The 18,698-nt window shown below is 71.6% G+C and carries 18 protein-coding genes, 1 tRNA gene and 1 pseudogene; 6 read left to right on the plus strand and 14 right to left on the minus strand.

Annotated features, from left to right (window positions below):
- From HG542_RS25900 to HG542_RS25910, 3 genes are all read right to left on the minus strand, one after another.
- Positions 1 to 702: tetratricopeptide repeat protein (locus HG542_RS25900; RefSeq protein ID WP_171085482.1), on the minus strand; the 702-nt coding region annotated here is incomplete at its 3' end.
- A gap of 271 nt (positions 703 to 973) precedes the next feature.
- Positions 974 to 1,047 (minus strand) — tRNA-Met (locus HG542_RS25905).
- Between the two features lie 40 nt (positions 1,048 to 1,087).
- Complete coding sequence (locus HG542_RS25910) at positions 1,088 to 3,979, minus strand: UPF0182 family membrane protein (protein WP_171085561.1); 2,892 nt, start codon at positions 3,977 to 3,979, stop codon at positions 1,088 to 1,090.
- 144 nt (positions 3,980 to 4,123) lie between these two features.
- Between HG542_RS25910 and HG542_RS25915 the strand changes: the two genes are divergently transcribed.
- Complete coding sequence (locus tag HG542_RS25915; RefSeq protein WP_227726769.1) at positions 4,124 to 4,702, plus strand: PPA1309 family protein; 579 nt, start codon at positions 4,124 to 4,126, stop codon at positions 4,700 to 4,702.
- Between the two features lie 84 nt (positions 4,703 to 4,786).
- On the opposite strand, the gene HG542_RS25920 is transcribed toward HG542_RS25915, so the two are convergent.
- From HG542_RS25920 to HG542_RS25935, 4 genes are all read right to left on the minus strand, one after another.
- A complete protein-coding gene (locus tag HG542_RS25920) occupies positions 4,787 to 5,878 on the minus strand; it encodes a YlbL family protein (protein WP_171085484.1) in 1,092 nt (363 codons plus the stop codon).
- Between the two features lie 88 nt (positions 5,879 to 5,966).
- Positions 5,967 to 6,140 carry a hypothetical protein gene (locus HG542_RS25925; protein ID WP_171085486.1) on the minus strand — a complete coding sequence of 58 codons (174 nt, stop codon included), beginning with the start codon at positions 6,138 to 6,140 and terminating at the stop codon, positions 5,967 to 5,969.
- 189 nt (positions 6,141 to 6,329) lie between these two features.
- Positions 6,330 to 6,791 (minus strand): molybdenum cofactor biosynthesis protein MoaE, encoded by a 462-nt coding sequence (locus HG542_RS25930; protein ID WP_171085488.1) that lies wholly within the window; start codon positions 6,789 to 6,791, stop codon positions 6,330 to 6,332.
- Between the two features lie 108 nt (positions 6,792 to 6,899).
- Complete coding sequence (locus HG542_RS25935; RefSeq protein WP_171085490.1) at positions 6,900 to 8,027, minus strand: SDR family oxidoreductase; 1,128 nt, start codon at positions 8,025 to 8,027, stop codon at positions 6,900 to 6,902.
- Positions 8,028 to 8,231: 204 nt separating this feature from the next.
- On the opposite strand from HG542_RS25935, the gene HG542_RS25940 reads away from it, so the two are divergent.
- Together HG542_RS25940 and HG542_RS25945 are read left to right on the plus strand one after the other, a co-directional pair.
- Positions 8,232 to 9,677 (plus strand): zinc-dependent metalloprotease, encoded by a 1,446-nt coding sequence (locus HG542_RS25940; RefSeq protein WP_171085491.1) that lies wholly within the window; start codon positions 8,232 to 8,234, stop codon positions 9,675 to 9,677.
- The gene (locus HG542_RS25945) at positions 9,674 to 10,195 is read left to right on the plus strand and encodes an NUDIX hydrolase (RefSeq protein WP_171085493.1); all 522 of its coding nucleotides are present in this window, start codon (positions 9,674 to 9,676) and stop codon (positions 10,193 to 10,195) included. The genes HG542_RS25940 and HG542_RS25945 overlap by 4 nt, the downstream gene beginning before the upstream one ends.
- A 70-nt stretch (positions 10,196 to 10,265) precedes the next feature.
- On the opposite strand, the pseudogene HG542_RS25950 reads toward HG542_RS25945, so the two are convergent.
- Together HG542_RS25950 and HG542_RS25955 are read right to left on the minus strand one after the other, a co-directional pair.
- Positions 10,266 to 11,066: pseudogene (locus HG542_RS25950) on the minus strand (TerD family protein); the annotation flags it as partial.
- A 22-nt stretch (positions 11,067 to 11,088) separates the two neighbouring features.
- Entirely contained in the window at positions 11,089 to 11,685 is a 597-nt protein-coding gene (locus HG542_RS25955) for a M48 metallopeptidase family protein (RefSeq protein ID WP_171085494.1), read from the minus strand.
- 196 nt (positions 11,686 to 11,881) lie between these two features.
- Here HG542_RS25955 and HG542_RS25960 point away from each other — a divergent pair, with 196 nt between their 5' ends.
- The gene (locus tag HG542_RS25960; protein WP_227726760.1) at positions 11,882 to 13,030 is read left to right on the plus strand and encodes a ThiF family adenylyltransferase; all 1,149 of its coding nucleotides are present in this window, start codon (positions 11,882 to 11,884) and stop codon (positions 13,028 to 13,030) included.
- Between the two features lie 50 nt (positions 13,031 to 13,080).
- Positions 13,081 to 14,445 (plus strand): ABC1 kinase family protein, encoded by a 1,365-nt coding sequence (locus tag HG542_RS25965; RefSeq protein WP_171085496.1) that lies wholly within the window; start codon positions 13,081 to 13,083, stop codon positions 14,443 to 14,445.
- Between the two features lie 80 nt (positions 14,446 to 14,525).
- Here the strand turns inward: HG542_RS25965 and HG542_RS25970 are convergent, their stop codons facing one another.
- The 5 genes from HG542_RS25970 to HG542_RS25990 form a co-directional block, all read right to left on the minus strand.
- On the minus strand, positions 14,526 to 14,741 hold the full coding sequence (locus HG542_RS25970) for a hypothetical protein (protein ID WP_227726758.1): 216 nt from the start codon (positions 14,739 to 14,741) through the stop codon (positions 14,526 to 14,528).
- A 78-nt stretch (positions 14,742 to 14,819) separates the two neighbouring features.
- Positions 14,820 to 15,146 (minus strand): putative WhiB-interacting protein, encoded by a 327-nt coding sequence (locus HG542_RS25975; RefSeq protein ID WP_171085498.1) that lies wholly within the window; start codon positions 15,144 to 15,146, stop codon positions 14,820 to 14,822.
- Complete coding sequence (locus HG542_RS25980) at positions 15,143 to 15,502, minus strand: WhiB family transcriptional regulator (protein ID WP_171085500.1); 360 nt, start codon at positions 15,500 to 15,502, stop codon at positions 15,143 to 15,145. Before HG542_RS25980 ends, HG542_RS25975 begins: the two co-directional genes overlap by 4 nt.
- Positions 15,503 to 15,635: 133 nt before the next feature.
- On the minus strand, positions 15,636 to 15,926 hold the full coding sequence (locus tag HG542_RS25985) for a hypothetical protein (RefSeq protein ID WP_171085502.1): 291 nt from the start codon (positions 15,924 to 15,926) through the stop codon (positions 15,636 to 15,638).
- A gap of 156 nt (positions 15,927 to 16,082) precedes the next feature.
- On the minus strand, positions 16,083 to 18,266 hold the full coding sequence (locus HG542_RS25990; RefSeq protein WP_308111199.1) for an ATP-dependent DNA helicase UvrD2: 2,184 nt from the start codon (positions 18,264 to 18,266) through the stop codon (positions 16,083 to 16,085).
- Positions 18,267 to 18,434: 168 nt separating this feature from the next.
- Between HG542_RS25990 and HG542_RS25995 the strand changes: the two genes are divergently transcribed.
- Positions 18,435 to 18,674: a mycoredoxin gene (locus tag HG542_RS25995; protein ID WP_171085504.1), complete on the plus strand. Its 240-nt coding sequence runs from the start codon at positions 18,435 to 18,437 to the stop codon at positions 18,672 to 18,674.
- Positions 18,675 to 18,698: the final 24 nt, after the last annotated feature.

Raw genomic sequence — 18,698 nt, forward strand, 5'->3', positions numbered from 1 at the left:
GCCGCCGGCGAGCCCGCCGGGCCCGCCGGGGGCCTGTGCCGCCGCGCCCGGCGCCCGGCCGTCGAGTATCCGCGCCAGGCGGTACGCGGCCTCGCGGTGGCCGCGCTCGGCGGCGGAGCGGAACCAGCGCTCGGCGCCCACGTCGCTGCGGTGCTCCAGGAGGTCGGCCAGGGCGTACGCGCCCAGGGCGTGGCCGGACTCGGCGGACTGGCGCAGCCAGTACTCGGCGGCCGGCTCGTCGCCGCGCTCGCGGTGGTAGCGGCCGAGGGCGTGCGCGGCGGCGGCGGAGCCGGCGACGGCGGCGACGCGCCACCAGCCGGCGGCCTCGTCGGCGTAGCCGCGCTGGTGCAGCAGGACGCCCAGGTTGTTGGCGGCGGAGCGGTCGCCCTCGGCGGTGGCGGCGCGCAGATGGCGCTCGGCCCCGTCGAGGTCTCCGCGGCGCAGCAGCAGGGCGCCGAGCATGCTCAGGGACGCGGGGTCGCCGGACTCGGCGGCGCGGCGGCGGGCGGTCTCCAGCTCGAGGTCGCCGCCGTCGCCCGCGGACGACGGGGCGAAGGCCGAGGCGCGGGCGCCGCCTGCGGAGCCGTCCGGCCCCGGGCCGTACGCGGATGCGTCACGGTCGTCCTGGTCGCTCCCGTCTCCGGGAGCTGTCACAAGCCGACGGGTCTCCAACAGCCTCGCCCTGTCCCCCATAAGTCCCATCGTCGCACTCCCGCAACCTGCGTACACCTGGAATACCGCAGCCAGTGAGGTCACTTCAGCGTTTTGTCGACTTCCCGACTTCCCGACACGGCGGTGCTCCAAACTCTAATCAAAACCCCCGCACACAACCCGCACAGACCGCCTCGCGCCGGGCCTGGACTGCTGTCCGGTCCGACCCCCGCACGAGCGCACGGCAGTCCAACGGTCGTACAGACGGCCCGCGCATGCGACAAGGCCCGGAGTCCGAGAACTCCGGGCCTTGTCCTGTGAGTAGCGGGGACAGGATTTGAACCTGCGACCTCTGGGTTATGAGCCCAGCGAGCTACCGAGCTGCTCCACCCCGCGCCGTTGTGGCTCAACCGTACCACGGCGCGGGGCGGCCCTCTTACTGGCTGCCCGGCTTGCCCCCGTTGCCGGCCGCCGCGGCCTCGGCCTTGGCGGCGCGGTCGAGCGCGTCCTTCAGAGCCTGCTGGGCCTTGCCGTACGCCGCCCAGTCCTTGGCGTCGAGCGCCTTCTGGCCGGCGTCGAAGGCATCCTGAGCATCCTTCAGGGCCTGCTGCACGTCGGCGTTCTGGGAGGCGGGCGGCTTGGTGGTGCCCTCGGCCGGCGGCTTGGTGGTGCCCGGCTCCGGGCCCTTCACGCCGAACACCACGTCGAGCGCCTGCGTGAGGTTGTCCTCGAAGGCCGTCTTGTCGCCGTAGGTGACCAGAACCTTCTTCAGCAGCGGGTAGTTGGTGCCGGCACCGCGGACGTACACCGGCTCGACGTAGAGCAGACCGCCGTCGAGCGGGACCGTCAGCAGATTGCCGTACTCGATCTCGGAATCGCCCCGCTTCAGGATATTGATCTTATTGGCGATCTCCGGGTCGCCGTTGAACTTGCTCTGCACCTGCTGCGGACCGGACACCGTGGTCTCCGAGGGCAGCTTGAGGAGCCTGATCTTCCCGTAGTCCGGACTCGTGGCGTTCGCGTCCACCGCCATGAACGCACCGAGGTTCTCCCGGCTCTTGGGCGTGAACGTCGTGGTGAGCGAGAAGGTCTGCGCGTTCTGGTCCGGCATCTTCATGCTCAGGTAGTAGGGCGGAACCGCATTGCCCGACTTGTTGGTCGGGTCGTCCGGCACCTGCCAGCGCTCGCTGCCGGTGTAGAACGTGCCCGGGTTGGTGACGTGGTAGCGGGTGAGCAGCTCGCGCTGCACCTTGAACAGGTCCTGCGGGTAACGGAGATGGTCCATCAGTCCGGAGGAGATCTGGCTCTTCGGCTTCACCGTGCCCGGGAACGCCTTCATCCAGGTCTTGAGCACCGGGTCCTGGGTGTCCCACTGGTACAGCTTCACCGTGCCGTCGTAGGCGTCGACCGTGGCCTTGACGGAATTGCGGATGTAGTTGACCTGGTTCTGCTGGGCGACCACCGCGCGCTGCCCGTTGGTGAGCGAGTCCGCGGTCGTGTCGCCGAGCGTCGTACGGGACGCGTACGGATAGCCGTTGGTCGTCGTGTAGGCGTCGACGATCCACTGGATCCGGCCGTCGACCACGGCCGGATAGGCGTCGCCGTCGATGGTCAGCCAGGGGGCGACGGCCTCCACGCGCTCCTTGGGCGTGCGGTTGTACAGAATGCGCGAGCCGTCGCCGATGGCACCGGAGTAGAGGATCTGCGGCTCGCCGAACGCCACCGCATACGCGGCCCGGTTGACCGGGTTCGAGAGGCTCACACCGCTCTTGCCCTCGTAGCTGTAGCTCTTCTCGCCCTGGTCGCCGGAGTAGTCCAGCTCCTTCTGCGGGCCGCCGACGATCGAGTACTGCGTCGTCTTCTCGCCGTAGTAGACGCGCTGCTCGTACGTGCCGAGCTTGCCGTCCGTCGGCAGGTTCTTCTCGGTGAAGTCCGGGGCGCCGCCGTCGGCGGTGCTGGTGCCCTTGGCGGTGATGGCACCGTATCCGTGGGTGTACTTGAAGTGGTCGTTGATCCAGTTGCGCTCGGGAATCCCGTTGATGTTCAGCTCGCGCAGACCGATGACCGTGTCCTGCTCCTTGCCGTCGACCTTGTAGCGGTCGACGTCCAGGGTGGACGGGAACTGGTAGTACCCGCGCACCTGCTGGAGCTGCTGGAAGGTGGGCGAGACGATATTGGGGTCGAGCAGCCGCAGGCTGGCCGTGGAATCCGCGTCCGCGCGCAGCTTCTGCTTGTCCTTGCCGTTCAGATCGCTGCTGCCCGGATAGTCCTTCACCTGCGCGTCGTCGATGCCGTAGGCCTCACGCGTCGCGGTGATGTTCTTCTTGATGTACGGGGCTTCCTTGGCCTGTTCGTTCGGCTGCACCTGGAACTTCTGCACGATCGCCGGGTAGAGCCCGCCGATCAGCACGGCCGAGAGCACCATCAGGCCGAAGCCGATCACCGGCAGCTGCCAGGTGCGCCGCCAGAGCGTCGCGAAGAACAGCGCCGCACAGATCAGCGCGATGATGAACAGGATCGTCTTGGCGGGCAGATAGGCGTTGGCGTCCACATAGCGCAGGCCCGTCCACCCCTCGGTCGACTTCAGCCCGCTGGACTTCACCGCCAGCCCGTACCGGTCCAGCCAGTACGCGACGGCCTTGAGCATCACGAAGAAGCCGAGCAGCACGGACAGATGACCCGTGGCGGCCGCCGTGGCCCGCCCGCCGGGGCTGGTCAGCCGCAGCCCTCCGTAGAGGTAGTGCACCAGCGCGGCGGCGATCAGCGAGAGCACCGTGGCGGCGAAGCCGAAGCTCAGCAGGAAGCGGTACCAGGGCAGGTCGAAGGTGTAGAACGCGATGTCCTTGTGGAACTGCGGATCCTTCTGGCCGAACGGCACCGCGTTCACCCACTGCAGCCACGTACGCCACTGCCCGGCGGCGGACGCCCCGGCCATCAGGCCGATCAGCGCGGAAACCGCCAGCAGGGCCCACCGCTTGTACGGGGCGATGCTCATCCGGTACCGGTCGAGACTCTGCTGCTCCATCGACATCGCGCTCAGCGGCGGCCGAAGCCGGTGCGCCAGCCAGATGTTGGTCCCCACCGCGAGGGCCATCAGCACACCGAAGACCGCGAACAGGCCGATCTTGGTGCCGAGGGTGGTGGTGAAGACAGAGGAGTAGTCCACGGACCGGTACCACAGCCAGTCGGTCCAGAACCCCGCGAACATGACGAAGAGCATGGCCAGCACCGCCAGCACACCCAGGGTCGTCAGCAGGGTCCGCAGCCGCCGCGACGGCCGTCCCACTCTGATCCGTGGCCCCGTGGGGCCTCCGCCGCGGTCCGGCATCTGGAAAGCCAAGGTGCGCACCTCGAAGTTCGCTGTCGATGGAGCTGTCGATCAGGCCCAGGCGATAGTAGGACCCAGTGTGGCAACTTACCGAGGCTTTACTCGGTTCCCGATTTCGGCCCTTCTCGGTGCACGATATTGAGCATGTCCAGCAACACCGGCTCCTCGAGCCTCCCCGACCCCAGCGCTCCGATGGCCGCGAGCCCGCTGACCCGCGCCGTCCTCGAGATCGACGAGTACGCCGCCACGCTCGGCTGGGACCAGCCCGCCCGGCTCTTCGCCCTCGTCGACACCGCGAAGCTGCGCACGCAGGAGCCCGCCCTGGCCGCCCAGCTCGGCCTCGACGAACCTGCGGGCGACAGCGCCTCCTACACCCCCATCGAGCAGGACGAGCTGCCCCCGGGCACCCCGCTCGACAAGTTCCTCGGCACGATCGCCTGGCCGGACGCGGTGGCCGGCTGCGCCCTGACCGTGGAGCGGCAGATGCTCCCGCCGTCGGCCGAGGGCTCCGTGCCGCACGGGATGAGCGAGAAGCAGCTCGCCGCCTGGGTGGCGAAGCACCCGGAACGCCAGGAGGTCCGGATGACCGTGGCGGTACTGCGCGACGGCGCCCGGGAGACGGCCCTGCGGCTGCGCGAGAAGGACTCCCCGAAGGAGGTCCTCACCGGCTCCGACCTGGTCCCGGGCCTGGCGGAGGCACTGTCGGCGACGTTCGCGGAGTAGGGGCGCTTCCCGACGCGGCAACCGCGCCCCGTCAGGGGCGCGGGGAACTGCGCGACAAGCCGCGGACGGCCCGCAGCGAACCGACTACCCGACCTTGCAGAGCGGCAGGCCGGCCGAGTCCCCCTTCTTGATCTTGTCCAGGGACTTCAGGGCATCACCGATGGTGTCGACCTTGACCAGCGTGAGCCCCGAGGGAGCGTCCTTGGCGGCGGCCGCGCAGTTGTCGGCGGGCGTCAGGAAGTAGCGGGCGCCCTTGGAGCGCGCCCCGACCGTCTTCATCTCGACGCCGCCGATCGGCCCGACCTTGCCGTTGTCGTCGATCGTGCCCGTCCCCGCGACGAACTTCCCGCCGGTCAGGTCGTCGGGGGTGAGCTTGTCGACTATGCCGAGCGCGAACATCAGGCCGGCGCTCGGCCCGCCGACGTCCGCCAGCTTGATGTTGATGGTGAACGGGAAGGTGTGGTCCGTCCCGGCCTGGATGCCCACGATGGCGCGCTTGGCGTCGTCGGGCGCCTTGGCGGTGGCGAGGGAGACGGTGTCCTCCACCTTCGGCTGGCGCTTCTCCTTCTCCGCCGCGGCCGCCTCCTTGGCGGGGACGACGAGGAACGTCACCTTCTGACCGGGCTGGTGCTTGGTGACGAGCGCGGCGACATCGCCCGGCTGCTTGACCTCCTGGCCGTCGACGGCCTTGATCACGTCTCCCGCGTGCAACTGCCCTTCGGCGGGGCTGCCCTTGACCACGGACGAGACGATCACGCGGGTGCCGACCGGGATGCCCAGCTGCTTGAGCGCGGCCACCTTGGCGCTCTCCTGCGACTGGCTGAACTCCTCGGCCGTCTCCTGGTTGAGCTCGTCCGGGGACTTGTCGTCCGGGTAGAGCGTGCTGTGCGGGACGACCAGGTTGTCGTGGGTGAGCCAGCCGTAGAGGGCCTCGGCCAGGTTCATCCGGTACTGCGAGCCCGTCACCCGGACCGTGGTCATGTTGAGGTGGCCGCTGGTCGGATATGTCTTGCGCCCGGAGATCTGCAGCACCGGCTCGCCGCCGTGCTCGCCCAGCGTGTTCACCGTGGGCCCCGGGGACATCTCCGCGTAGGGCACGGGGATCAGGACGCCCACGCAGAGCAGCGCGATCAGCGTCAGGAGGGAGGCGAGCATCGTCGCAGTGCGGCGGGGCATGGAACGACAGTACGGGACGGGTCCGACAGTCCACTCCCGGGGCGGTCCGTCCGGGGGTGAGCAGCGCGTGACCCCGCTCCCCCGCCCCTCAGGCCGACGGTCCGGATCCGGACTCCGACCGCTCCATCGCCTCACGGAATCGCGCATACCCCGCCAGTTCCGAGACATCGCCGGTCTTGCGGTTCCGGGCCGCCCAGCTTCCCCACAGGGCGGCGACGACAGCCGCGGCAACGGGAATCAGCAACCACGCGAGCGCCGCCATGCCGGCCTCCGACTCCTTACACACATGACTCGATGACGAACACCGTCGAGCAAGGACGAGCTGAACCGATGAGCAGATTAGTCGTCTTCGGTCTCAACGCTTACTTCAGGGGGCCGGTTACGCAACCGGGAGCGGCCCGTATGTGAGCAGATCCGGACACCGTGCAGGACACGGCCGGCCACCGCATCTCTACGACGCGCCGACCCACTCCTCGGTTCCGTCCGCGAACGTCTGGTGCTTCCAGATCGGCACCTCGCGCTTGAGGTCGTCGATGAGCCGCCGGCAGGCCGCGAAGGCCTCCGCCCGGTGCGGGCAGGAGACCGCCACCACCACGGCCAGGTCGCCCACGGACAGCTCCCCCACGCGGTGCACGGCCGCCAGGGCCCGGACCGGGAAGTCGGCCGCGATCTTCTCGGCGACCCGGCGCAGCTCGTCCTCGGCCGAGGGGTGGGCGGAGTAGCCGAGCCCGGTGACGTCCGCGCCGCCGTCGTGGTCGCGCACGGTGCCCACGAACAGCGCGGTGCCGCCCGCGGCGTCGTCACCGACCGCCGCGAAGACCTCGTCCAGGGACAACGGGGTGTCCCGCACCGCCAGCAGGCGGACGGGACCGTCGGCGGCGAGCTCGCCGGGGTGATCGTGGGTCGGGGCCATGCAGTCCATCGTGCCGCACGCGGGCGTACGGCCACCAATGGCCGTTCGACCGTGCGTGCAGTCGCTCGTCCGTACGATCCGCCGGGCCGGCGGCCCGGCGGGCAGCGGCTACAGCCGGCGGCGTGCCTTGCGGGCCCGCCGGACCAGGGCCGCGGTGCCCAGCAGGGCGACCGTGGCGCCCGCGGCGCCCGCGGCCGTGGCGTCCTTGCGGCCCAGCCGGCGGCCGACGACCGTGTGCCTGCCGGCGGCCTCCTCCAGCAGCTCCGCGAGGACCTCCTCGTTGGTCCACCGCGGCCGCCAGCCCGCATCGTGCAGCCGGTGCCCGCTGACCACCCACGGGTGCATCGTGTACTCGAGGTCGCCGGCCGGGGACGGGGTCAGGCCCAGCCGGTGCAGCCGGGAGGCGGCGCCCAGGGCGACGGCCGAGGGCAGTTCCATGCGCCGGATGCCGGTGAGCTCCTCGACCTCCTCCTGCTCCAGCCAGCCGTCGCAGCCGACCGCCAGCTCCCCCTCGGCCTTCTCCAGGGCCGCGAACTCCAGGGCGCTCACCAGGTCGTCCACATGGCAGAACTGCCAGGTCGGCCGGGATCCGGCGACCACCAGGAGGCGGGGCGACTCGAAGTAGCGGGTGAGGGCGGTGTCGGTGCCGCCGCCGACCAGGACGGCCGGCCGCAGCACGGTGACGTTCAGGCCCGGGTGCGCCCGGGGGGCGCGTTTCGCGAGCCGCTCTATCTCCAGCAGGTCGCCCACCCCGGTGGCCTCGGCGGTGGCCCGCAGCTCCGCGTCCTCGGCGAGCGGAACGTCGTTGTCCGGGTGCGCCCCGTAGACCATGGCCGACGTGCACAGCACCACACGGTGCACACCTGCGGCGGCGGCCGCCGTGAGCACCGTCTGGGTACCGCGCACGTTGTAGGCGGTCCGGGCCGCGGCGTCGGACTCCAGGTCCAGGTCGAGCGCGAGGTGGACCACGACGTCGGCGCCGCGCAGCTTCTCGGCGATCGCCGGGTCGCGGACGTCCAGCACGTGCCACTGCGCCTCGGTGACGTCACCGCGCCGCTCGTCGATGGCCACCACGTGCTTGACGTGCTCGGACGCGGCCAGCCGGCGCGTCAGCAGCGCGCCGACACCGCGTGCGGCACCGGTGACCGCGACCACGGGTCGGCGGCCGGGCGGGGTCGTACTGTCGCGCGCGGAACCGTTTCGCGCTGCGCGAACTTCTCGGTCGGGGGAACTCACCGGGCGTCTCCAGCGGTTGTCTTCGGTACGTAAGCGCCATCACGAGTGTCATGACGCGTACGGACCAGGTGACGTCCATCCTGCCGCAGGCCCCGGGTCGGCGGAGCACCAAGCCCCGATACCGGCAGGGTGTCTACGCTGGGTGGTGTTGAAGGGCATTCGCCGCCGGTACGGAGCCGGCGGCCCTACGAGCCGAGGAAACCCGTGAGTGACACCCCATTCGGATTCGGTCTTCCGCCGGAGGAGCCGGAGGACGGCGACAACGGCAAGAAGAAGGGCGGTGGCCAGGGTGGCGGACAGGGCCCTGCGAATCCCTTCGGCTTCGGCGGGCCGGCGGGCGGCGGGGACAACCCGTTCGCCGCGATGTTCGGTTCGATGAACCCGAACGACCTGGGCGCCGCCTTCCAGCAGCTCGGCCAGATGCTCTCCTACGAGGGCGGCCCGGTGAACTGGGACATGGCCAAGGACATCGCGCGCCGCACCGTCGCCCAGGGCACCGCCGACGGCAGCAAGGACGCCAGCGTCTCGGCCGGCGAGCGGGCCGGGGTCGAGGAGGCCGTGCGGCTGGCCGACCTGTGGCTCGACGGCGTGACGTCGCTGCCCTCGGGCTCCGGCACCGCCGTGGCGTGGAGCCGCGCCGAGTGGGTCGAGGCGACCCTCCCGGTGTGGAAGGACCTGGTCGACCCGGTCGCCGAGCGGGTCGGCGCGGCCATGGGCGATGTGCTGCCCGAGGAGATGCAGGCCATGGCGGGCCCGCTGCTCGGCATGATGCGCAGCATGGGCGGGGCCATGTTCGGCACCCAGATCGGCCAGGCCGTGGGCGTCCTGGCGGGCGAGGTGGTCGGTTCCACCGACATCGGCCTGCCGCTCGGTCCGGCCGGCAAGGCCGCGCTGCTGCCGGTGAACATCGCCGCGCTCGGCTCCGGGCTCGGCGTCCCGCAGGACCAGGTGCGCCTGTACCTGGCCCTGCGCGAGGCCGCCCACCAGCGGCTCTTCGCCCATGTGCCGTGGCTGCGCTCGCACCTGTTCGGCGCCGTCGAGGGCTACGCCCGGGGCATCAAGGTCGACACCTCGAAGCTGGAGGACGTGGTCGGCCAGCTCGACCCCACGCACCCCGAGCAGCTCCAGGAGGCGCTGCAGCAGGGCATGTTCCAGCCGGAGGACAGCCCGGAGCAGAAGGCGGCCCTGGCCCGCCTGGAGACCGCTCTGGCGCTCGTCGAGGGCTGGGTCGACGCCGTCGTCCACGCCGCGGCCGCACCGCACCTGCCGTCCGCCGACGCGCTGCGCGAGACGCTGCGCAGGCGCCGCGCCACCGGCGGTCCCGCCGAGCAGACCTTCGCCACGCTGATCGGCCTGGAGCTGCGCCCCCGCCGGCTGCGGGACGCCTCCCGGCTGTGGGCCTCCCTGACGGACGCCCGCGGCGCGGACGGCCGCGACGCCCTCTGGGCGCACCCGGACATGCTGCCGACGGCGGCCGACCTGGACGACCCGGACGGCTTCGTCCACCGCGAGCACCTGGACTTCTCCGAGCTCGACAAGATGCTCGGCGAGGCGGCGGGCGGCGGCAAGGGCGACGCCGGCGACGGCTCCGGCAAGGAGCAGGAGAACGGCGAGGACGGCGAGGACGGCAAGGACGGCAGCGACAAGTGAGCCTGCAGGAGAACGCGGTCCGCGTGCTGAAGGAGTACGCGGACCAGCCGGAGCTGCGCGGGCTCTACCTGGACCACCTGGCGGCCCATGCGGACGGCATGTGGAAGCCCTGCCAGGCGGGACACGTCACCGCCAGCGCGCTCGTGATCGACCCGGAACAGGGCCGGGTGCTGCTCACCCTGCACCGCAAGCTGCAGATGTGGCTGCAGATGGGCGGCCACTGCGAGCCGGGTGACACCACGCTGGAGGCGGCCGCCCTGCGGGAGGCCACCGAGGAGTCGGGCATCGCGAGCCTGACGCTGCTGCCGGGCGGCCCGGTGCGCCTGGACCGTCACCCCATCCCCGCGCCGTGCAACTGGCACCTGGACGTCCAGTACGCGGCGATCGCACCGCGGGGCGCGGCGGCGACGATCAGCGAAGAGTCGCTGGACCTGCGCTGGTTCGCCTACGACGAGGTGGCCGGGGTCGCGGACACATCCGTGGTCCGGCTGCTGGAGCGGACCCTCGCACGCCTGTAGCGGAACAGCCGATGGGTAAATGCGTAAGGGGCGTCCACCAAGGGTGGGCACCCCTTACACATGGTCAGCGGCCGAACTGAGCGCGTCGGCCCGGCACTCCGGGCGGCGGGGGCGGACCGGGCGGCGGCACGATGCCCCCGTACGACCCTCCACCGTGGGACCCTCCGCCGTACGGGCCGGACGGCGCGGGGCCGGTGGCGTCACCGGAGAAGTAGCCGGGCGGGGCGATGGGCGCGGCGAGAGTGGGCGCGTAGTGCAGCCCGGGGCCCTGCTCCGGGACGGGCTCGGGCAGCGGCTCGGGGACCGGCTGCTGCCCCTGTCCCTGCCCCTGTTCTTCGAGTTCTTCGAGGACCTCACCGCCGAAGTTCTTCAGCAGCGCCTCCAGTCCGCCGTCGAAGCCCTGGCCGACGGCGGCGAACCGCCACCCGTCCTTGCGGTAGACGTCGGCGAGCATCACGGCCCGCTCGGTGCTGAACTCCGCACCGGTGAAGGAGTACCGGGCGATCTCCACCCCTCCCGCGACGAGACGGATGCAGCCGGGCCCGGTCTGGGACATCAGCCCCTCGCCGTCGACCGTCGCGGTGAAGGCGAGCTTGTGGATGTGTGCGGGGATCCGGTCGAGGGAGACCTGGAACGACTCCGTGTCACCGGCCTGCGGCCCGAGTTGGCGGATGGCCCCCTCGGGCGAGGCCGGCTGGTTGTAGAAGACGAAGTACCGGTCGTCGGAGAGCCGTTCACCGGCGTCCAGACCGAAGCAGCTGATGTCGAAGGCCACTCCGGGACCGCCCGCCTGCACCCCCACGTACAGTTCGGTCCCCGCCGTCAGGTCGCTGATCCTGGCCCTGTGGCCGCGCTGGAATTCCCGGGACATGTGCGCCAGGCTACCTGCAGCCTCACTCGCTGCGGGCGGCCGGGAGATGCGGCAACCGCTCGGCGGCGACCACCCCTTCGAGATATCCGCGGGCCCGCTCGGTGCGCGGATACGACTCCAGCAACTGCCAGAAGGCCGGCCCGTGCCCGGGGACGAGCAGATGCGCCAGCTCGTGCAGGAGCACATAGTCCACCACGTACTCGGGCATCCCCTGGAGCCGGTGCGAAAGCCGGATGCTGCCCTCGGCGGGGGTGCAGGAACCCCAGCGGGTGTTCTGGTTGGTGACCCAGCGGACCGAGTCGGGGCGCGCCCGGCCGTCCAGGTACTGCTCGGACAGCCGCCCGGCCCGCTCGGCGAGCTCGGCGTCGCCGAGCATCCTCCTGCTCTCCTGCGCCGCGAGCTTGTCGAGCATCACGGTGACCCAGCGCTGTTCCTCCGCGTCCGACATCCGCGCCGGGATCAGCACCACCGTCCGGTCGCCCTCGCGGTACGCGGAGACCGTTCTGCGGCGACGCGTGCTCCGCCGGACCTCGACCGCGTGGCTCTCGGGCCCTCTGGAGTACGGGCTCGGGGCGCTGCGCGGTGGTCTTGCGGCACTGTGCAGGGGGTCGACGGGCACGCCCCGACGTTACCCGTTGACGGCGCGCGAAGTCCTGCCCGCGGCCCGGTTGTCGGCGAAACACACCCACAGCGCACGGCTTGTATGACAATCACTCCTCCCCTGTGGACAACTCCGCACACCCCCGCCCCCGGACGGGCATGCTGATCCCGTCGCCGACCGGATCGGCCCGGCCCGGCGAGACCGAGGGGGAACCATGTCCGCACACCCGACGCCCACCGTCCGGGCCCGTCCCGGCTCCGCCCACCCGATGATCAAGCCCGCGCTGCGGCGGGCCTGGCGCGACCGCGCCCATGTGCAGTTCGGCGTGGGCCCGGCCCATGCCGTCCTCCTCGGCCCGGTCGACACCGCGACCAGCTGCTTCCTCGGCCTGCTCGACGGCACCCGCGGCCTGCCCCTGCTCCGCGAGGAGGCCCGGGGCATGGGACTGCCGGAGGGCAAGGCCGACGGCCTGGTGGAGCGGCTCGGCTCGGCCGGCCTGCTCGACGATCCGCGCGGCGGCGGCGAGGGCGCAGCCGCCCTGCGAGAACGGAGCGACGGCGACGCCCTCCAGCGGCTCCGGCCCGACCTGGCCTCGCTGTCGGTCCTCCACACCGAACCCGGCGCCGCGATGCGGCTGATGGCCGCGCGGCAGACCATGCGGGTACAGGTGCGTGGGGCCGGCCGGGTCGGCGCAGCCGTCGCGGCCCTGTTCTCGGCCTCGGGGATCGGCCGGGTGGATGTGATGGACGGTGGCTGCGTCGAGCCCTGGGACGTGGCGCCCGGCGGGGTGGACCCCGAGCGGACGGGTGAGCGCAGGGACGCCGCGGCCCGCCGGGCGGTCCGCCGGGCCGCGCCCCTGCCGGGCGTGCGCTCCCGCCCCGGGGGCAACGGGGATCCGGCCGCCGAGCCGCCCCTCGCCCTGGTGGTGTTCGCCCCGCGCGACGGGCTCGCGGCCTATGCACCCGACCCGGCGGCCTCCGAGGAGTTCCTTTCATCCGGTACTCCCCATATGTACACCGGAGTTCTGGAGGCGACGGGAGTTGTGGGCCCGCTGGTGCTGCCGGGCGCGACGGCCTGCGCCGCCTGCATCGAGCTCGGGCGGGCCGAGCGGGACCCGGCGTGGCCGCGGATGCTCGCCCAGTGGAGGTCGGGCCGGGGGCCGGGGGTACCGTCTTGCGACATGGCACTGGCCACGGTCGTGGCGGGGCTGACCGTGGTGCGGGCGCTGGCCTTTCTCGACGGTGGGTCCGCCGCGGGTGCGGGGGTGCGGCTGGATCTGGCACTGCCGGGTCCCGCCTGGTCCCCGCGGCCCGTGGAACCGCATCCGCGGTGTCCGTGCGGCGCAGCGGGCACGGGACAATGACCCGGCAACCGCCGTCCGCGGCGTGGCTGTTCAGCGAGTTGGAGGGGCGCATGTCTGATCTACCCCGCAAGGCGGTCACGCGGACCGCCAAGTTGGCCGCGCTGCCCTTGGGGTTCGCGGGGCGCACTGCGCTCGGGCTCGGCAAACGCATCGGCGGGCGGCCCGCGGAGATGATCGCCGCGGAGCTCCAGCAGCGAACCGCCGAGCAGCTCTTCGCGACGCTGGGGCAGCTCAAGGGCGGGGCCATGAAGCTCGGTCAGGCGCTGTCCGTCTTCGAGTCGGCGCTGCCGGAACAGATCGCCGGCCCTTACCGGGCCGCGCTGACCAAGCTCCAGGAGGCCGCGCCGCCGCTGCCCACGGCGTCGGTGCATGCGGCTCTGGCGGAGCGGCTCGGGGAGGACTGGCGGGATCTCTTCGAGGAGTTCGAGGACCGGCCCGCGGCAGCGGCGTCGATCGGGCAGGTGCACCGCGCGGTCTGGCACGACGGCCGCGAGGTCGCGGTCAAGGTGCAGTATCCGGGTGCGGGTGATGCGCTCCTGTCGGACTTGACGCAACTGGGCCGTTTCGCCCGGCTGCTGGGGCCGCTGATCCCCGGCATGGACATCAAGCCACTGATCACGGAGCTGCGCGACCGGGTCGCGGAGGAACTGGACTACGAGTTGGAAGCGCGGGCCCAGAGAGCGCATGCGCGTGAGTTCTCCGGCGACGGCGATGTGGTGGTGCCCGATGTGGTCCATCACGCCGACCAAGTGCTGGTGACGGAATGGCTGGACGGGGTGCCGCTGTCCGAGGTCATAGCGGAGGGCACCCAGGAGCAGCGTGACCGTGCGGGGCAGTTGCTGGCCCGGTTCCTCTTCTCCGGTGCGGCCCGCACGGGCCTGCTGCACGCCGATCCGCATCCGGGGAACTTCCGGCTGCTGACGGGGGACGCCCCGGACGGCCCGCCGGAGAAGTGGCAGCTGGGCGTGCTGGACTTCGGCACCGTCGACCGGCTCCCGCAGGGGCTCCCGGTCGAGATCGGCACCGCCTTGCGGCTGGCCCTGGAGGGCGATGCGGAAGCGGTCCACGAACTGCTGCAGGACGAGGGCTTCGTCAAGCCGGAGATCGAACTGGATCCAGGAGCGATCCTCGACTACCTGATCCCGATCATCGAGCCTGCACAGGTGGATGCGTTCACCTTCACCCGCGACTGGCTGCGCTCCCAGGCAACCCGCATCGCCGACCCGCGCTCCCCCGCGTACCAGCTGGCCCGGCAGCTCAACCTGCCGCCGGCCTACCTGCTGATACACCGGGTGACGATGAGCACCATCGGAGTCCTGTGCCAACTGGGCGCCACAGTACGCCTGCGCGACGAAATGGAGGCGTGGGTCCCCGGCTTCGCCGAGGACGCCCGCAGCGAGGAAGCACCGGCCTGACGGTTTTCAGGGGGGGGAGGGGGTGGGGGCGGGGGGGGGAGGCCCCCCCGGGGGGAGAGAATCAAAACCACCCCCTCCCCTCACCACCAGGACGAGTCCAAGCGCCCTTCGATGGATCTGATGTTGGCGCGGGAACAGGCGTCGCAGAAGTATCGGCGGGTGCCGTTCTCGACGGAGCAGGTCCAGGTCGGCGGCGTACCGTCGGCGGTGGTGCCACAGCGCGCGCAGGTGAGGGGCGCGACGTTCTCGGTGGCCTCAGGTTCCAACTGCACTGGTTTATGCGTCTTCTGGTCCACCTCCCAGACGATATCCCTGCGCATGGTCCGGGAGCGCACAACGGGGCCGGTCCCGATGGACCGGCCCCGTGAGTCGTTTCAGTTCATCACGGCCATGGCCAGAGCTCGGCGGGCCCGCAGCGAGGCGCGTTCGGCGCGGCGCTGCATCCGCCGGGCGGCGACCAGCCGGACGGCCCTGCGTTCGGACTCGGCCTCCTGCAGGCGGTCCTGCATATGGGCCCGGGCCAGGGCTTCTGGGATGAGTTGCATTTCGAGGTTCCTGTTCTGGCGCGGCTTGAGCGCACCGGAGGTGTCACGGACGGGGGCTTCGGAGCCGAATGGCTCGGGGGACGGGCGCTGCATCGTCGGATCCTGCTTCTTGGGGTCGTGCGTCGTGGGGCGGTCGATGGTGCCGGCGGCGTTCATGCGGCGACCGGGTTCTTGCGCGGGCGGCCACGGGGCCGCTTGCGGGCGACGACCACTCCCTGGACGAACAGCTCGCCGCCCCAGACGCCCCAGGGCTCCCGGCGGTCCATGGCGCCGGCCAGGCAGGCCTCGCGGAGCGGGCAGGTCTGGCAGAGCGACTTGGCGTACTCCACGTCGGCCGGGGACTCGGCGAAGAAGACCTCGGGGTCGTAGCTGCGGCAGGGAACCGAGCCGCCGAGGTTCTCGATGGCGTCGTCGAGCTCGGTCAGGGTGGTGAGGGGGGTCAAGGTGTCCTCCGTGGGCACAGGCGGGGGGATCAAGTCGGTGGCTGACGGGGTGTGCGTCGTGATCTGCACGGTGTCGTGTGTCCTCGTCTGTTGTTCCGGCTGGTGGCCGGGCTGGTTCCCCAGGCTTGGGGGGCAAGCAAAAGGGCCGCGGATCCCGGTGTGGGTTCCGCGGCCCTGGAAGGTGCCGACCTGATCGCGCCGATCAGGCTGGATCTCTCCAGGGTTCGAGCCCACGGAAGGCCCACATCGAGTCGTTCTGGTGCTGCAGGTGCAGGGATCCGGCGCCATTGGCCGCCGCCGCGAGGGCATAGGGCTTCGCCTGTGCCACCGCTGCTGCCGCTACCGCAGACGCCTTGGTCGGTCGCTCTTCGAAGAGGACCGGGACGTCGACGGACACACCGGTGCCCCGGAAGGAACCGGCGGTGAAGCCGAGCATGCTGGCGGAGCCGATCTGGCAATCGGTCATTTTGTTGCCTGCGATAAAGCTGATCATTGTCTCCGCCTCCTCTCGGCGTCTCGGGGGACCGATGGTGCTCCGGTCCGGATCTTCGGTTTCGGTTCTGCAAGTACAGCATGGACACAACAGCTCTCGGAAGAACCGCTGTTTCCCTGCTCGGAAGGCTATGGGTATGCCCTCCGCGCGCGCAAACTATTTTTCCGGGGAGTTCTGCGACGTCGGTTCCGCCCCCGCGCACAGGGCCAGGACCTCGGCGCCGAACCTGTCCAGCTTGCGCCCTCCGACACCTGAGATGCACACCAGCTCCGCCTCGGTTCCCGGGACGGCCTCGGCGATCGCGAGCAGGGTCTTGTCGGTGAAGATGCAGAAGGCGGGCTGGCCCAGCTGGCGGGCCTGCTCGGCCCGCCAGTCGCGCAGCCGCTCGTAGAGCGCCTCGTCCAGCTCCGAGGGGCAGTCCTCGCAGCGCATCAGTTTGATCTCGCCCGCGTCCGTCAGCGTGCGGCCGCAGACCCTGCAGCGCGCGGGCCCGCGGCGTCTGCGCCGGTCGCCGCGCTCGATGCCGCCCTGGGCCGCGGCCGCTGCCGCCGAGCCCGGGCGGGGTGCGGCGGAGCCCGGCCGCAGCCCGTTGAGGAAGCGGCTGGGGCGGCGCGAGGGGCGGCCGCCGGGAGTCCGGGAGAGTGCCCACGACAGGGTGAGGTGCAGCCGGGCGCGGGTGACGCCGACGTACAGGAGGCGGCGCTCCTCCTCGATCTGCTCGTCGGTCTTGGCGTAGGTGATCGGGAGCATGCCCTCGGTGAGGCCCACCAGGAAGACGGCGTCCCATTCGAGGCCCTTGGCTGCGTGGAGTGAGGCGAGTGTCACACCTTCGACCGTGGGGGCGTGCTGGGCGCTCGCCCGCTCGTCCAGTTCGGCGACGAGGTCGGCGAGGCCGGCCTGCGGCCGGGCGCGGGCGAAGTCCTCGGCGAGCCGGACCAGGGCGGCCAGGGATTCCCAGCGGTCGCGCACGGCGCCGGATCCGGCGGGCGGCTCGGGCGTCCAGCCGCGGGTGCCCAGGACGGCGCGCACCTGGGAGGGGAGGTCGTCGGCGTCGGCGAGCTGGGGGTCGGTGTGGCTGCCGGCGCGGGCGGCGCCGCGCAGCAGCAGTCCGGCCTCGCGGACCTCGGGGCGCTCGAAGAACCGCTCGGCGCCGCGGAGCTGGTAGGGCACTCCGGCGTCGGCGAGGGCCTGCTCGTAGACCTCGGACTGGGCGTTGATCCGGTAGAGGACGGCGATCTCGCTGGCGGGCACGCCGGAGTCGAGGAGCTCGCGGATGCGGCGGGCGGTGCCCTCGGCCTCGGCGGGCTCGTCGGCGAACTCGGCGTAGCGCGGCTCGGGGCCGGGCGGGCGCTGGGAGATCAGCTCCAGCCGGTGTTCGGCGGCCCTGCCGCGGGCCTGGGTGAGGAGGCCGTTGGCGAGGTGGACCACCTGGGGGGTGGAGCGGTAGTCGCGGACGAGTCTGATGACCGTGGCCCGGGGGTGGCGGGTGCGGAAGTTGAGCAGGTGGTCGGGGGTGGCGCCGGTGAAGGAGTAGATGGTCTGGCTCGCGTCGCCGACGACGCAGAGGCTGTCGCGGTCGCCGAGCCACAGTTCCAGCAGCCGCTGCTGGAGGGGGCTGACGTCCTGGTACTCGTCGACGACGAAGTGCTGGTACTGGCGGCGGACGGTTTCGGCGATGTCGTGGCGGTCCTGGAGGACGCCGACGGTGAGGAGGAGGACGTCCTCGAAGTCGATCACTCCGCGGTCGCGCTTGAGCTGTTCGTACATCCCGTAGACGCGGGCGGTCTCGGCCGGGTCGCGCGGGACCTCGCGGCCGGCCTTGGCGGCGGCGGCCGGGTAGTCCTCGGGGACGGTCTGGGTGACCTTCGCCCATTCGATCTCGGCCGTCACGTCGCGCAGCTCGTTGCGGTCGAGGCGGATGCGGCAGCGGGCTGCGGCCTCGGCGACGACCTGGATCTTGCGCTCGACGAGGCGCGGCAGTTCGCCGCCGACGGCCTTCGGCCAGAAGTACTGGAGCTGGCGCAGGGCCGCGGAGTGGAAGGTGCGGGCCTGGACGCCGCCCGCGCCGAGCTGGCGCAGCCGGCCGCGCATCTCCCCGGCGGCGCGGTTGGTGAAGGTGACGGCGAGCACACTGGCGGGCTGGAGGACTCCGGAGCGGACGCCGTAGGCGATGCGGTGGGTGATCGCCCGGGTCTTGCCCGTGCCGGCTCCGGCCAGGACGCACACCGGTCCGCTCAGGGCCGTGGCCACCTCGCGCTGCTCGGGGTCGAGCCCGTCGAGCACCGCGTCGGCGGAGGCCGGCACCTGGGGGAAGAGGGAGGAGTGCGTTGCTGCTGTCACCCCGCCATGCTGCCAGGTTCCCGGAGGCGGCCGGGAATGTTGTCCACAGGCGGGGCCGTGCGGTCGTACTAATGCGGGAGTCGACGGAAGTGGCCCGGGCGGGAATGCCCCGGGGCGGACGCACGTTCTATCCCGCGGAGCATCACCCACCCCCTTTAAGGAGCACCGATGTCCGCCGTGACGATGTACAGCACCACCTGGTGCGGCTACTGCCGCCGTCTGAAGAGCCAGATGGACCGCGAGGGAATCGCGTACACCGAGGTGAACATCGAGCTCGACCCGGAGGCGGCCGCCTTCGTGGAGAAGGCCAACGGGGGCAACCAGACCGTCCCGACCGTGCTCTTCCCGAACGGTACGACGCTCACCAACCCGTCCCTGGCCCAGGTGAAGCAGACCCTGGGCGTCTGATCCGAGAGGATCGCGTCTGATCCG

The sequence above is a fragment of the Streptomyces morookaense genome (assembly GCF_013030945.1).
Lineage (GTDB): Bacteria > Actinomycetota > Actinomycetes > Streptomycetales > Streptomycetaceae > Streptomyces > Streptomyces morookaensis.

Coding starts and splice junctions, on each gene's coding strand:
- HG542_RS25910 (WP_171085561.1), bottom strand. CDS start 3,979: ATGCCGGACCGCGGCGGAGGCCCCACGGGGCCACGGATCAGAGTGGGA.
- HG542_RS25915 (WP_227726769.1), top strand. CDS start 4,124: ATGTCCAGCAACACCGGCTCCTCGAGCCTCCCCGACCCCAGCGCTCCG.
- HG542_RS25920 (WP_171085484.1), bottom strand. CDS start 5,878: ATGCCCCGCCGCACTGCGACGATGCTCGCCTCCCTCCTGACGCTGATC.
- HG542_RS25925 (WP_171085486.1), bottom strand. CDS start 6,140: ATGGCGGCGCTCGCGTGGTTGCTGATTCCCGTTGCCGCGGCTGTCGTC.
- HG542_RS25930 (WP_171085488.1), bottom strand. CDS start 6,791: ATGGCCCCGACCCACGATCACCCCGGCGAGCTCGCCGCCGACGGTCCC.
- HG542_RS25960 (WP_227726760.1), top strand. CDS start 11,882: ATGTCCGCACACCCGACGCCCACCGTCCGGGCCCGTCCCGGCTCCGCC.
- HG542_RS25965 (WP_171085496.1), top strand. CDS start 13,081: ATGTCTGATCTACCCCGCAAGGCGGTCACGCGGACCGCCAAGTTGGCC.
- HG542_RS25975 (WP_171085498.1), bottom strand. CDS start 15,146: ATGAACGCCGCCGGCACCATCGACCGCCCCACGACGCACGACCCCAAG.
- HG542_RS25985 (WP_171085502.1), bottom strand. CDS start 15,926: ATGATCAGCTTTATCGCAGGCAACAAAATGACCGATTGCCAGATCGGC.
- HG542_RS25995 (WP_171085504.1), top strand. CDS start 18,435: ATGTCCGCCGTGACGATGTACAGCACCACCTGGTGCGGCTACTGCCGC.